The sequence below is a fragment of the Microcoleus sp. T3_D1 genome, assembly GCF_036700405.1.
Taxonomy (GTDB): domain Bacteria; phylum Cyanobacteriota; class Cyanobacteriia; order Cyanobacteriales; family Microcoleaceae; genus Microcoleus.
This window is the reverse complement of the sequence record NZ_JAUBOV010000008.1, coordinates 81,199-93,649: the sequence shown is the minus strand read 5'-3', so window position 1 is coordinate 93,649 and position 12,451 is coordinate 81,199. Positions and strand designations below refer to the sequence as shown.

General features: G+C 47.7%; 11 protein-coding genes. 5 read left to right on the top strand and 6 right to left on the bottom strand.

Going from position 1 to position 12,451, the window contains the following annotated elements:
* Positions 1-181 precede the first annotated feature (181 nt).
* Together QT992_RS06235 and QT992_RS06230 are read right to left on the bottom strand one after the other, a co-directional pair.
* Entirely contained in the window at positions 182-1,006 is an 825-nt protein-coding gene (locus QT992_RS06235; RefSeq protein WP_333335014.1) for a DUF3153 domain-containing protein, read from the bottom strand.
* A 238-nt stretch (positions 1,007-1,244) separates the two neighbouring features.
* Positions 1,245-2,549 (bottom strand): metallopeptidase TldD-related protein, encoded by a 1,305-nt coding sequence (locus QT992_RS06230; RefSeq protein ID WP_333313650.1) that lies wholly within the window; start codon positions 2,547-2,549, stop codon positions 1,245-1,247.
* 52 nt (positions 2,550-2,601) lie between these two features.
* On the opposite strand from QT992_RS06230, the gene QT992_RS06225 reads away from it, so the two are divergent.
* On the top strand, positions 2,602-3,663 hold the full coding sequence (locus tag QT992_RS06225) for a hypothetical protein (RefSeq protein ID WP_333335011.1): 1,062 nt from the start codon (positions 2,602-2,604) through the stop codon (positions 3,661-3,663).
* A gap of 273 nt (positions 3,664-3,936) precedes the next feature.
* Here the strand turns inward: QT992_RS06225 and QT992_RS06220 are convergent, their stop codons facing one another.
* The 3 genes from QT992_RS06220 to QT992_RS06210 all read right to left on the bottom strand — a co-directional run bounded on the left by QT992_RS06220 (position 3,937) and on the right by QT992_RS06210 (position 7,426).
* On the bottom strand, positions 3,937-5,679 hold the full coding sequence (locus QT992_RS06220; RefSeq protein WP_333376728.1) for a hypothetical protein: 1,743 nt from the start codon (positions 5,677-5,679) through the stop codon (positions 3,937-3,939).
* 818 nt (positions 5,680-6,497) lie between these two features.
* The gene (locus QT992_RS06215) at positions 6,498-7,019 is read right to left on the bottom strand and encodes a tetratricopeptide repeat protein (RefSeq protein WP_333335005.1); all 522 of its coding nucleotides are present in this window, start codon (positions 7,017-7,019) and stop codon (positions 6,498-6,500) included.
* Positions 7,020-7,066: 47 nt separating this feature from the next.
* Positions 7,067-7,426, bottom strand: coding sequence for a single-stranded DNA-binding protein (locus QT992_RS06210; RefSeq protein ID WP_333334999.1), 360 nt, complete (start codon positions 7,424-7,426; stop codon positions 7,067-7,069).
* Between the two features lie 330 nt (positions 7,427-7,756).
* Here QT992_RS06210 and QT992_RS06205 point away from each other — a divergent pair, with 330 nt between their 5' ends.
* The 3 genes from QT992_RS06205 (at position 7,757) to mreD (ending at position 10,221) form a co-directional block, all read left to right on the top strand.
* Positions 7,757-8,764: a rod shape-determining protein gene (locus tag QT992_RS06205; protein ID WP_006632285.1), complete on the top strand. Its 1,008-nt coding sequence runs from the start codon at positions 7,757-7,759 to the stop codon at positions 8,762-8,764.
* 87 nt (positions 8,765-8,851) lie between these two features.
* Entirely contained in the window at positions 8,852-9,658 is an 807-nt protein-coding gene (mreC, locus tag QT992_RS06200) for a rod shape-determining protein MreC (protein ID WP_333313643.1), read from the top strand.
* The gene (gene mreD, locus QT992_RS06195) at positions 9,655-10,221 is read left to right on the top strand and encodes a rod shape-determining protein MreD (protein ID WP_333313641.1); all 567 of its coding nucleotides are present in this window, start codon (positions 9,655-9,657) and stop codon (positions 10,219-10,221) included. The genes mreC and mreD overlap by 4 nt, the downstream gene beginning before the upstream one ends.
* Positions 10,222-10,475: 254 nt before the next feature.
* On the opposite strand, the gene QT992_RS06190 is transcribed toward mreD, so the two are convergent.
* Complete coding sequence (locus tag QT992_RS06190; RefSeq protein WP_333334995.1) at positions 10,476-11,264, bottom strand: HAD family hydrolase; 789 nt, start codon at positions 11,262-11,264, stop codon at positions 10,476-10,478.
* A gap of 246 nt (positions 11,265-11,510) precedes the next feature.
* Between QT992_RS06190 and argB the strand changes: the two genes are divergently transcribed.
* Positions 11,511-12,422 (top strand): acetylglutamate kinase, encoded by a 912-nt coding sequence (argB, locus tag QT992_RS06185; RefSeq protein ID WP_333313639.1) that lies wholly within the window; start codon positions 11,511-11,513, stop codon positions 12,420-12,422.
* Positions 12,423-12,451 lie beyond the last annotated feature (29 nt).

Below are 12,451 nucleotides of genomic sequence, written 5' to 3'. Positions count from 1 at the left end.
ATTCACGTTAAGCAAATCCTTTACGATTTGTCAACTGTTTTTTGGCAGATATTTGCAGTGTTTTTTTGATAAAATCAAATCTGGTCAATTAACCATAATATCCGGGGAGGGGCGGGTTTATTGGAGTTCTGAGAGTTGATTGAAAATATTGGTTAACCCGCCCCTCTAGGACATATCCTCTTTAGGTTTGACCGATGTTTTGCGGTTTCTTGGCGATTCCCAGTGCTGGCAATATTTGATATTTCAAAGCAATGCCCGCCACCACAAATAAGGCAATAATCAGCGCCCCAATTCCTACGGGACTGGGAATCCAGAATATCGCCTCCAAATAGTTAACTTCTCCGGGTTTGAGCTTCCAAACTAACTGTTTTCCTTGCTGAGAGCTTTCGGGAACCAGCGCACCGGCGACAGTTTCAATACTTTCGGCGCCCCAAGGCGTGTTCAAGCTAAAGTCTAGCTCCAAAAGTCCCCCCGGACTCAGCAGCAGACTGCCGTTAGAAGAAAGCAGTGAAAGAGAGCGCAAATCCAATTCCAAACTCAACCGATTTCGCAGCACCAATAATAAATTATTCTGCTTGACATTCAGGTGAGATTCAAACTTCGGCAAATCTGTTTCTAGCGGACTTGAAACCCGATATTGTGTGGTTGGTGCGATCGGATTGTAAAATTGGTTGAACTTGTCTTGCAACTCGGCTCCATTATTGAAAGGAATCCTCACTAGAACTTCTGTGGGGGAAAGCCGTTTAGTTTTTCCGTCCAGCAACCTCACCCGGCTTTCTATGCTTTTCAACCATTCTGCAACAGTTTCGCTGCTGAAGCTCGTCAACCTTTCCCCTAGTTTAATGTGCTGCACGATTTCGCCACGAGTTTGACTCTCAAAGTTGACCCCGACATCGTACTGAACGCATCCAGTCACTAGAGTTAAAAGGCAAAAAACCAAAGGTAAAAGAAAGAAAAAGTGCTTTTTCTTCTTCCGAGTTCCATCCTTGACATTTGGCTCTTTCATTATAAATTTTTCCCTGTTTTTACCTATTTGCATGAATTAGCAAAGCGTTGAATTGCCGACACTGTTTCTATGTTTGTTTCGCAAGTTAACTGGTTTAACTGGTTAACTGGTTCCTAGGCTCTGCCTGGGAACCCATGTCCAGAGGCAAAGCCTCGCAAGCTTTCATCCAAATTCGAGGCAGAGCCTCATGATATGTATTACCAGGCAGAGCCTGGTAACGAGTAAAACCGCACTGAACTTATTGCCTCGAAGCTACACCCAAATGTTGAAACAGCATACTCGGCAAATAGGCTGCACCGCCTACCCATTCGGCTTCGCTACTCAAATCTGCCAAATTTTTAAAGGCTTCAAAAATGCTGCCTGCCACCATTGTATTCTTGACGCGACCCACAATTTTGCCTTTTTCTACTTTATAGCCTAAGTCCAAATTGACAGAAAATTCGCCAGCTAACTGATTGGACTGACCGGCACCTAAAACCTGCTCTACTATTAGACCTTCGTCCATGCTAGCAATCAAGTCTTGAGTGGCGGTATTTCCGGGGGAAATGCAAAAGTTAGTTAAATCAGGGCCGGGGCGAGACAATCCGCCACGAAAACCGTTGCCGGTTGATTGTACACCGGCGCGAGCAGCCCACCTGCGATCCCAATAAAATCCGGTGACAGTACCTTTGTCTATCAAGACTTTGCGGGTGGTGGGTGTACCTTCGTCGTCAAAGGGACAAGCAGAAGGGCCTAAAGTGGGGTCTTCAAAAAAGGTAAAGCGTTCGTCAAATAAGGTTTCGCCGATTTTGTCGGCGAGGGGAGAGGCTTTTTGAACTACTGCTTGACCTGAAAGGATGGTATCAAAGAGGCCGCCGAGGGTGCTAGCGGCGGCTCTGGGGGTAAATAATACTGGGTAGGAACCGCTGGTGATGGTGGCTGAATGTTCGGCGAGGCGGTATTTTTCGAGGAGTGATTGGAGGATGCTGTTGGTGTCTAGGGGACGATCGCGCGCAACGTCGTAACTGTATGCTTGCATAAAATCTTCTCCCTTTACCAAATTTCCGGCAATAGTGCCGCTGACTATTTGGCTGCTTCTTTCGGCATACAAATCTTGCGTCGTGGCAATTTTCACTCTGCCGCTGCGGACGTGAAAGCCGACATCTACCATAATATCGGGATTGTAGGCGTGAACTTGCTCGATGAGGTTTTTGCCGTTTTCGACTAATTCTTGAGTTGTGGGCGGAGTGTAGGTGGTTTCCGGGCCTTTTAGGTGGAAGTTGGAGGCGAGTTCAAATTCTGCGGGGTCGCCGATTTCGGCTGTTTGAATCGCTGCATCTACTAAATCGTCTATCCGCGTTAAATCTGTGGAACTAGCAAAACCGATTTTGCCTTGGTAAATCAGCCGGAGTGCTACGCCTTGCAGTGCTTTGGTTTGCAGGGATTTGAGGCGATTGTTTTCAAATTCGATCGGCGTGTCTTGGCTGGAGAGGTAGTATACTTCAGCGGCATCGGCGCGCTGAGAGGCCAATTTCAAAATCTGGTCTACGGTTGAATCGCTCACAATAATAATAGCCTGTTATGCTGGTATTTTTTAATTTTAGCGATTGTCTCGCATGAAAATTGTCTCTATCACCCTTACCGGCAATAACGCCGACTTAATAGGAGCTGCTTTAGTCAGTGTCGTCCATTGGGTAGATGCTTGTATTGTAATTGATACCGGCGTCTCTGACGAAAGTCTAGCCATTGCCTCAGCCATTGCTAGAGAAAAATATGTAGAGCGCAAATTCGAGTGGGTATCAGACTTTGCTCTCGCTCGGAATTTTGGCTTTGATGTTGCCAAAGAAATAGAAGCTGATTGGGCAATTATCCTAGATACAGACGAACGCATTCACCTCGAACTAAATAATATTCGAGATGTAATAAATAGTCTAGTCGGTGACATTTTCCTAGTTTACGAAACTAACAGAACTTACTGCAAAGAAAAGTTATTTAGAATCCCGACACCAGGAAAATATATCGGCGCGACTCACGAATACTTCGACGTAGGCATAGGAATTCGCACTTTTATGGAAGCGCTTGCATTTTCCGAAGTTCCAAAAACTGCTGCGGCTAGTTTAGCTAAATTTAACCGAGATTTAGAAATACTCAGCCGACTTGTGAAACAGGAACCAACTAATACTCGCTGGTTATTTTACTTGGGAGAAACTCTCAAAAGTTTAGGCAATAACCAACAGGCAATAATTGCTTATCGAGATTGTGCAAATTTGAACGGTTGGGACGAAGAAGCAGCTTGGGCTTGCTACCGAGAAGCGGAGTGTTTGCTGGCTTTAGAAGAGTGGCGAGAAGCCATTAATGCCTGTGCCAAAGGGTTGACCAAACACGCTGGAATTGCAGAATTAGCTTGGCTGGCAGCCTATGCGTCTTACTATGCAGGCTTGAACTCTCAAGCGATTAATTGGGCTCATTTGTCAATAGCAATGGGCAAACATCAAGGCTATGGCAAAGGCATTCAAAGGATAGGATTTCAATACCCGGAAGCACAGTATGAAAAACCTTACGATGTCCTGAAATATGCCTTGCTCCGCAGCGGAGATGAAGCGGGAGCTAAATTGGCAGAACAACTTTATCAAAATGCTTACCAACTGCGGATGCGGAATTGTGGAATTGATAAGTAGGTTAAGCGAAGCATGAAAGCCGAAGCAAGCCCATAAATCTAAAGGCAGTAAACTCCGAATCCATAAATCTCACAACCTACTTTCGCACAAGTTACCTAATTTTTTAGCGTTGAGTTTTGTGAGTTAGATATACAGAGTCATCAGTCAAAAGTTATTAATAGCATAACTGATAACTGATGACTTGATGATTGAGGGGGCCTCCCAGGAGAGGGCATCTAGGGACGCTCCCCTGGCTCCCGTGGCTCCGGCTGGCTCAGATTATGCCTCCGATACCTATTCCGGTGGCAGTCCCCCCGCATCCGCCGATGCCACACCTGTGGAGCCTGTGGAGCCGTCAGCTCCGGTTGGTCCGGTTGGTAGGGTTGGTACGATTGGTAGGATTGGTCCGGTTGGTCCGGTTGGTAGGGTTGGTACGATTGGTACGATTGGTACGATTGGTCCGGTTGGTCCGGTTGGTAGGGTTGGTACGATTGGTAGGGTTGGTACGATTGGTACGATTGGTACGATTGGTCCGGTTGGTCCGGTTGGTATGGTTGGTACGATTGGTACGATTGGTACGATTGGTCCGGTTGGTCCGGTTGGTAGGGTTGGTACGATTGGTTCGATTGGTTCGATTGGTCCGGTTGGTCCGGTTGGTCCTGTGGCTCCGGTGGCTCCGGTTGGTCCTGTGGCTCCGGTTGGTCCGGTTGGTCCGGTTGGTCCTGTGGCTCCGGTGGCTCCTGTGGCTCCGGTGGCTCCTGTGGCTCCTGTGGCTCCGGCAGCTCCTGTGGCTCCGGTGGCTCCGGTGGCTCCTGTGGCTCCGGTGGCTCCGGTGGCTCCTGTGGCTCCGGTGGCTCCTGTGGCTCCTGTGGCTCCGGCAGCTCCTGTGGCTCCTGTGGCTCCTGTGGCTCCGGTGGCTCCTGTGGCTCCGGCAGGTCCTGTGGCTCCTGTGGCCCCTGTGGCCCCTGTGGCTCCGGCAGGTCCTGTGGCCCCTGTGGCTCCGGCAGGTCCTGTGGCTCCTGTGGCTCCTGTGGCTCCTGTGGCTCCTGTGGCTCCGGTAGTTCCGGCAGGTCCTGTGGCCCCTGTGGCTCCTGTGGCTCCTGTGGCTCCTGTGGCTCCGGTAGTTCCTGTGGCCCCTGTGGCTCCTGTGGCTCCTGTGGCTCCGGTAGTTCCTGTGGCCCCTGTGGCTCCTGTGGCTCCTGTGGCTCCTGTGGCTCCTGTGGCTCCTGTGGCCCCTGTGGCTCCTGTGGCTCCTGTGGCTCCGGTAGTTCCGGCAGTTCCGGCAGTTCCTGTGGCTCCTGTAAATCCTTGCACCCCTTGAACTCCAGTAGCACCAGTTGCACCCGTGACGCCCGCTACTCCTGCTACACCTTGAGGTCCGGTTGGGCCCGGCACTCCCGCTGGACCTTGAAGGCCCGTTGCACCGGTTGGACCTGCTGGTCCGGCAATTTGCGAAGGAATGGTGATGAATCCCTCACCAGCAACTTGTAATGTAATAAAGTCCGTTTCTGTAAGGTTGACCGTACCGGGCAGCACCGCTAAAAAATTCCCTGTTACCAGTTCCTGAATTGCTGTGTTGCCATTCACAGAGACAACCGCCACATCATTAAAAGTCAACCTATCTACCAAAGCTATATGATCTTTACCTTGAGTAAAGTCCGTAATCGAATCAGCTTCGTCAGCCGTGAGTCCTCCTAGTACATTGAATCCGCTGCCCCTCCCAACCATAAATATGTCATTGCCAGCGCCACCTGTCAGTGTGTCAACTCCTTGCTCTCCAATCAGAAAATCGTTACCTTTGCCGCCGGAGATAGAGTCATTACCCGTGCCGCCGTAAATAACATCGTCATTTTGGCCACCGAAGATGGAGTCGGAACCTTGGTTGCCGTATATGATGTCGTTGCCTTGAGCTCCAAACAACAGGTCATTGCCAGCCAGCCCCCATATTTTGTCTGGTGCTTGCAATCCGCTGATAATGTCGGCATTGGGGGTTCCATTTAGAAAGTCAATTGCTGCTGTACCTAAAATATTTGCCATTATCAAAAAATACCTATTTTGAATTGTCTAATTTACTAACACTCTTAAAGGCGTTTCGGGAAGATATTAGATGCACCTGACAACTTGATCGAGAAATCCAAGTTTTTTCTCGATGCTTTCTAGAAGTATTGTTTTGCTAACACACTCTGTTCAGAAGTTACGTTTAAAAATATCGAAACTTACAGGAAAATAACAATATTAATCTACAACCCTGAGCTTTGAGGTGAGACTGAACAAATACTCAACTCGTTTACTTGGTAATTGCTAATGCTACTTTTGAAACTCTAGCAAATATCTCCTAGTTTGTCAAGGAGCCTTGGTAAAATTTTAAAAAGGAGTAGATTTTGTCAATACCCCTTTGGGTAGAGATATAATTAAATAATAATGATAATCAAACAAGGAGTAAGAGTGCGAGAGTCCGCCGTCTGCGGACTCTCCACCACCAGCGATTATCATTATCAATAAGTTGTTCACTCGCTCTAGTTGCAGGCGAGCGATAATAGTTGCACCGCAAGCGCACGGCAGCAGGGTAAACGCATCTTGTCAATAACGAGGGGTTTTAGCACTGCGGACTCGGCTTTATTGTTGTTTATTGAGAACGATTTATCCACGTGTAGCGCTTTTGTCTCTGCTCAAACGCTATATATGGGAATTTAAAAATTAGATGCGTTTACCCTGTTACAAAGGTTGCGTTTAACCTATAGCAGATGGCAGATAAATAGAGGATCTTGGAGTCAGTAACATCTAACAAACTGGTTGAAAAGCTGCTGTTACCGTACCTGATGAATCTGCTATCCCTTCTATAAATTTAATTATGACTAACTTAGCCATACTAAACAACAAAAAGTTACAATTGTTGCAATTAACGCCACCCAGATAAACCTATTATCTTTCGTATTAACCTGACTCAAATCTACAGGCTCTGGTACGACTGGCTTGGGTTTAGCGTACTTGATATCAGCGTTGGGATTGGATTGAAAACTGATTGATTGATTTTCATCTAAAGCTGCCAAATCAGGGATTTTCACCATCCATTCAGGAGGGATACTGAGTTTGGGAGCTTCGAGAATGAACAGCAAGCGCTTTGCTTGCTGGCGGGTTTCTTGGCGGGGATGGCGGGTGAGCTTGCGGCAAAGCTCGATCGCCTTTTCTGTATTGCCAGAGGCTTCGTAGGCTGTCACTAGCCACATCTGCACCTCACCGCCCAACCGGGAATTTCGATCGACTAAACCGGTAGCTGTTTCTAAACTCTGCACAGATTCAGCATACCGGCCACTCTCAAAAGCTACTTGCCCAGCTTGGTACTCAGTTTGAACAATTTCTAACTTTTCTGAAGTCACGAGCACCCACCCCATTCACAAATATTACTTCCCAAATTCCCCAAACACTAGAATTCGCTGTTGTGTTGCGACATACCCGACTCGTTGTCCCGTTTGGAACCCAGCAACTCTATTTGGTCTACCCTAATTATAGGGAGCGATCGATTAGCTCCGGTATTGCGGTCTTGCCAGCGATCGAACTTCAAAGAGCCTGTTATTCCTATTTGAGCGCCTTTGCGAACGTAGTCAGCAGCAATCTGGGCTACTTTATCCCAGAGTTCCAAGGTAAACCAGTCTGGTTCGTCACTATTGCGCGATCGCTTTCTCACCGCCAGCGTCAACCTGCACTTAACTTTACCCGACTCAAAATACTTCACGTCCGGGTCGCCGCCGACGCGGCCTACTAAAGTCACAACATTAAGACTCATAAACTTTTTTTGGAATGTGGTCGATCGGTGATGTAGTTAAACAGTCCACACGGGCATTAGCCTCCAAACTGAACTTGGAACAGCGCTTGTGAGGCTTCATCCTGATTGTACACCCAGTTAGCAGAACATATTGATAGTGGATGATTGGCGAGTCTGCGCTCAACCTGAGCTCGACAATGTACATTTCTGACTAGACTCAGGATGAAAAACGTAATAGAATCCACCTCGGTTACACTTTTGTAACAACATTATTGCACACAATAGTATTTTAGTTTTTGGGGGGGGTACGAATCAGTGGGTCTTCTCAATCGATTTTCGTTATCTAGAGATATGGGTATCGACCTCGGTACTGCTAACACGCTCGTTTATGTATCCGGCAAAGGTATTGTTCTGCAGGAACCTTCTGTAGTGGCGATCGACCAAGATTTAAAAATACCGCTGGCTGTTGGAGAAGAAGCCAAAAAAATGCTCGGCCGCACGCCAGGGAACGTCATAGCACTGCGCCCGCTTCGCGACGGGGTAATCGCAGACTTCGATACGGCAGAACTGATGCTGAAGACTTTTATCCGCAGGGTTCACGAAGGCCGAAGCTTAGTTTCGCCGCGGATAATTATTGGCATCCCCAGCGGTGTCACCGGAGTCGAGAGGCGTGCTGTCATTGAGGCGGCGACTCAGGCCGGTGCTAGAGAAGTACGGTTAATTGATGAACCCATCGCTGCGGCGATCGGGGCTGGACTGCCTGTTGCTGAGGCGACTGGCAATATGATTATAGATATAGGTGGAGGTACGACGGAAGTTGCGGTTTTGAGTTTGCAAGGTACGGTTATCAGTGAGTCTGTGCGGGTAGCCGGCGACGAACTCAATGAGGCGATCGTCCAATACATGAAAAAAGTTCACAATTTGGTCATCGGCGAACGCACTGCTGAAGAAATTAAGATTCAGGTTGGTTCTGCATATCCAACTCCAGAGGATGACGATGTAATGATGGAAGTGCGGGGCTTGCACTTACTGTCGGGTTTGCCGCGAACTGTTACTATCAAAGGCCCAGAAATTCGCGAAAGTATGTCGGAACCGCTTTCAGTAATTGTGGAAGCTGTCAAGCGTACTTTGGAACGCACCCCCCCGGAATTAGCAGCAGATATTATTGACAGGGGAATTATGCTGGCTGGTGGTGGCGCGCTGATGAAAGGTTTAGATACTCTGATCAGTCACGAAACAGGAATTGTCACTCACGTGGCAGCCGATCCGCTCTGCTGCGTGGTTTTGGGAACTGGTAGGGTATTGGAAAACAAACAGTTGGAACGGGTATTCAGCGGGCAGTCGTCGCGTAATATGTAGTTAACAAATTTGGGATTGTGGATTTAGAAATACGGCTGCAATCTCAAATCTAAAATCCTGACTTAACAATTTTAGATTAGTGAAATTATGCTAAAAAATACATTCCGAAAGTGGTGGGATCTGCGGCTGCCAATAGCTCTTTTAGGTTTAGCTGTAACGGCCGCTTGGGGAGTTCGGCAAACACAAGGTGGGGCAGTATTTGAAGTTTACAATTGGGTGACTCGTCCGTTTCACGCCAACGGCTCTGGGCAAGAGGAGCTCATCTCGGCGCGCACTCAAGAATTGCAAGCGCAACTATTAGAATTAGAAACTCAAAATCAGAAGCTAAAAGAGCTTTTAGGTTACGTTTCGGCTAAGAAACCAGCAGGGATTGTAGCTCCTATTGTCGGCCGCAGTGCCGGCCACTGGTGGCAGCAAGTAACCTTGGGGCGCGGCAGTAACGATGGCATCAAAACAGATTTTACTGTGATGGGCCCCGGCGGTTTGGTAGGCAGAGTTGTCAGCGTTACTCCTAATACTAGCTTGGTGCTGTTAGTCAGCGACGCTACGAGTCAATTGGGTGTGGGAATTACCCGCAGTCGCCAGATGGGTTTTATGCGCGGGAAAGGCGGAAATCAGGCTGTGATTGAGTTTTTTGATAATGTTCCCAATGTCAAGCCTGGGGATATGGTTTCAACTTCTTCTTACAGTCAGTTGTTCCCTCCTGGTTTGCCGGTGGGAAAAGTGGTTTCGGTGGATATGAATAAAACTCCGGCTCCAGAAGCTGTGGTTGAGTTCTCTGCACCGATGAATGCTCTGGAGTGGGCGGTGGTTTACCCGCACTCTAAGCAAGCCGAATCGAAGGATTCGCCGAGTCAATCTTCAGCAGCATCTGAGGGAGCACAGCAACAATGAAAGCTTTATCTCGGATGTCTTCGCGATCGCGCCAATTTCTCAACTTCGCAGTTACATTTCTATCTGTGATGCTGTGCATACTGATATTGCCCACTCGGATGCCGGGAATGGAATTGCTGGGAATTGGACCGAACTGGCTGTTAATTTGGTTGGTAGCTTGGAGTATTAAGCGGAAACGTACAGTTTGGGGAGCTGCTAGCATGGGCTTGGTTTTGGGGTTTCTTCAAGATGCGATGACGGCTCCTCATCCCAGCCACGCTGTGAGTCTAGTTTTTGTAGGAGTCTTAACAGTTGTTTTGCAGAAAACCTGGTCGATTCCGGTAGATATTGTTGAGAGAGATCCGATTCCCATCGCGTTAATTGTGTTTGGGATGGCGGTGGTAGCGGAAACGGTGATGGGGCTGCAATTTTTTGCTATGGGCGATCGGGCTTTACTGGAAATTTGGAGCTATCACCAGCGAGTGGCTTTGTGTTCTGCTATTCTTAGCAGTCTTTGGGCTCCGGTGATTTATTTTCCGCTCAATCGCTTGTGGGAAATGACCAGGAATTTAGAAAAATCTTAGTCATTAGTCATTAGTCATTAAACCCGCCCCAGCCAATGTCTGTAGGGGCGGGTTTTACTAACAATATCTAACTAGCCCCAACAATATATATAAACCCGCCCCCACACAACCGATAACCTACATCAACCTTGACTTTTATCAAATACGAAAAATGTACATTGTGATTTTTGGTTGGGTGGGGGCGGGTGCAAGCAGATTGTTAATTTCAGGCGTGGATGGTTGGTAAAACCCGCCCCTACAGTAGCTATTTCTCATTATAATATCGCCTGTTGCGCCGAACCTAATAAGTGATGAACGGCAATAATCAAATCGCTGAGAATGAAATTAGGCTGGTGCTTTTGCAGTTGATAGCGGCTGCGAATTCCGCAGGTAACGGCAATTGTAGGTATTCCCAATGCTTTTCCTGCGAGGATGTCTGCTTCTGTATCTCCGATCATCCAAGCCGAACCCAGCGATGACTCAAATTCTTCTGCCACTTCAGCCAACAATTCAGTTTTTAAGGCTGTATAGTTGTGATAGGCGGCATCCGCCATCTGAGTTCCGCGAATGCTGGTAAACAGTCTGGCTAAACCGTAATTTTGTAACAGTTGAACGGCTTGATTTCTCGGCCGCAGGGTGACTAAAATCAGCCGCACGCCGCGGGAGTGCAGAAGTCCGATCGCCCATTGCACTCCCGGCTGGATGCGATCTAAGTGCAACAAGTCTGGCTGATTGACAATCCGACTCACGCATCCTAGAAAAACGTTAATTTCTTCTCCCGACAAGCCGGAACTTTTGGCTATTTCAGCATCGGGTACTCGGTTTTGTTTCATTTGCCAAAATTGCTGTTTGCTGAGTATTTGAAGGTTGAGGTTGATTCCCCGATCGAGATAAGCTGCTTGAGTATCGGCCAATCCCTGTTGATAGGTGGCATAGTAGCGATCGGACACATCGACTATGGGCCCGTCTAAATCGCAAAATACCGTCATCCGGGGGGACGACTCAGCCTCTGATGGTAGCTTGTACTGAAGGTTTTCGGAGTCTTTGGCGACAGCAGTTAACATAAAACGTTAAGTAAATCAAGGGAGTTATACATTTCTTGACTGTAGCAAAAAATGTATAAGTTATAATACATAAATTTTAATACTTTTATTAAAAAAACCTATGATTTTTTTGAGGATGGGGTTCAATAAAGGCGATCGAGCCTGTGCGTCCATAACTTCAAGGGAAAAAGTGATTTTTGTGGCTGTTGATATATGCTTTAGCCATTAAAGTTTAGAATTAAGTTTTTAGTCTTTTGTAATTTACCCATGCTCAAACAAAGCGATTTTGTTAGGAATTCGGACACTAATCGAGTAGAGGTGCTGTCCGAAGCACTGCCTTACATTCAACACTTTGCCGGTCGCACCATAGTGGTCAAATATGGCGGTGCGGCGATGAAAGATAGCAATCTCAAAGACAAGGTGGTTCGGGATATTGTGCTGCTAGCTTGCGTGGGGATGCGTCCGGTTGTGGTTCACGGCGGCGGCCCGGAAATTAATATTTGGCTCGAAAAATTGGGAATTGAGCCGCAATTTAAGGATGGTTTGCGGGTGACTGATGCGGCGACAATGGAAGTTGTAGAAATGGTTTTGGTGGGTAAAGTAAATAAGGAAATTGTTTCGTTAATCAACCAAGCTGGCGGCAAAGCAGTGGGATTGTGCGGCAAGGATGCCAATCTGATTCAAGCTCGTCCAGATGGCCGGGAAGGAATTGGATTTGTTGGTGAAGTCAGCGGCGTGAAAATCCAGATTTTGGAGTCTTTGGTGAACAGCGGTTATATTCCGGTGGTGTCGAGCGTGGCGGCAGATGAAAACGGTCAATCTTACAACATTAATGCTGACACAGTGGCTGGGGAAATTGCGGCTGGTTTGGGAGCTGAAAAGTTGATTTTGATGACTGATACGGCGGGAATTTTGGAGGATTATCACAAGCCGGATAGTCTGATTGCTAAGTTGGATATTCAGGAAGCGAGACAGTTGGTTGAGTCGGGAGTGGTGTCTGGGGGGATGATTCCGAAGGTTAATTGTTGTGTGCGGAGTTTGGCTCAGGGTGTGAAGGGTGCTCACATTATTGACGGTCGAATTCCTCATGCTTTGCTGCAAGAAATATTTACGGATGCGGGGATTGGGTCGATGATTGTTGCTTCTGAGTTTAGCAGCGCGAACTTAAGACCGAAGTAAGGGGTAAATCCTAGCGTGGGGAGGGCGGG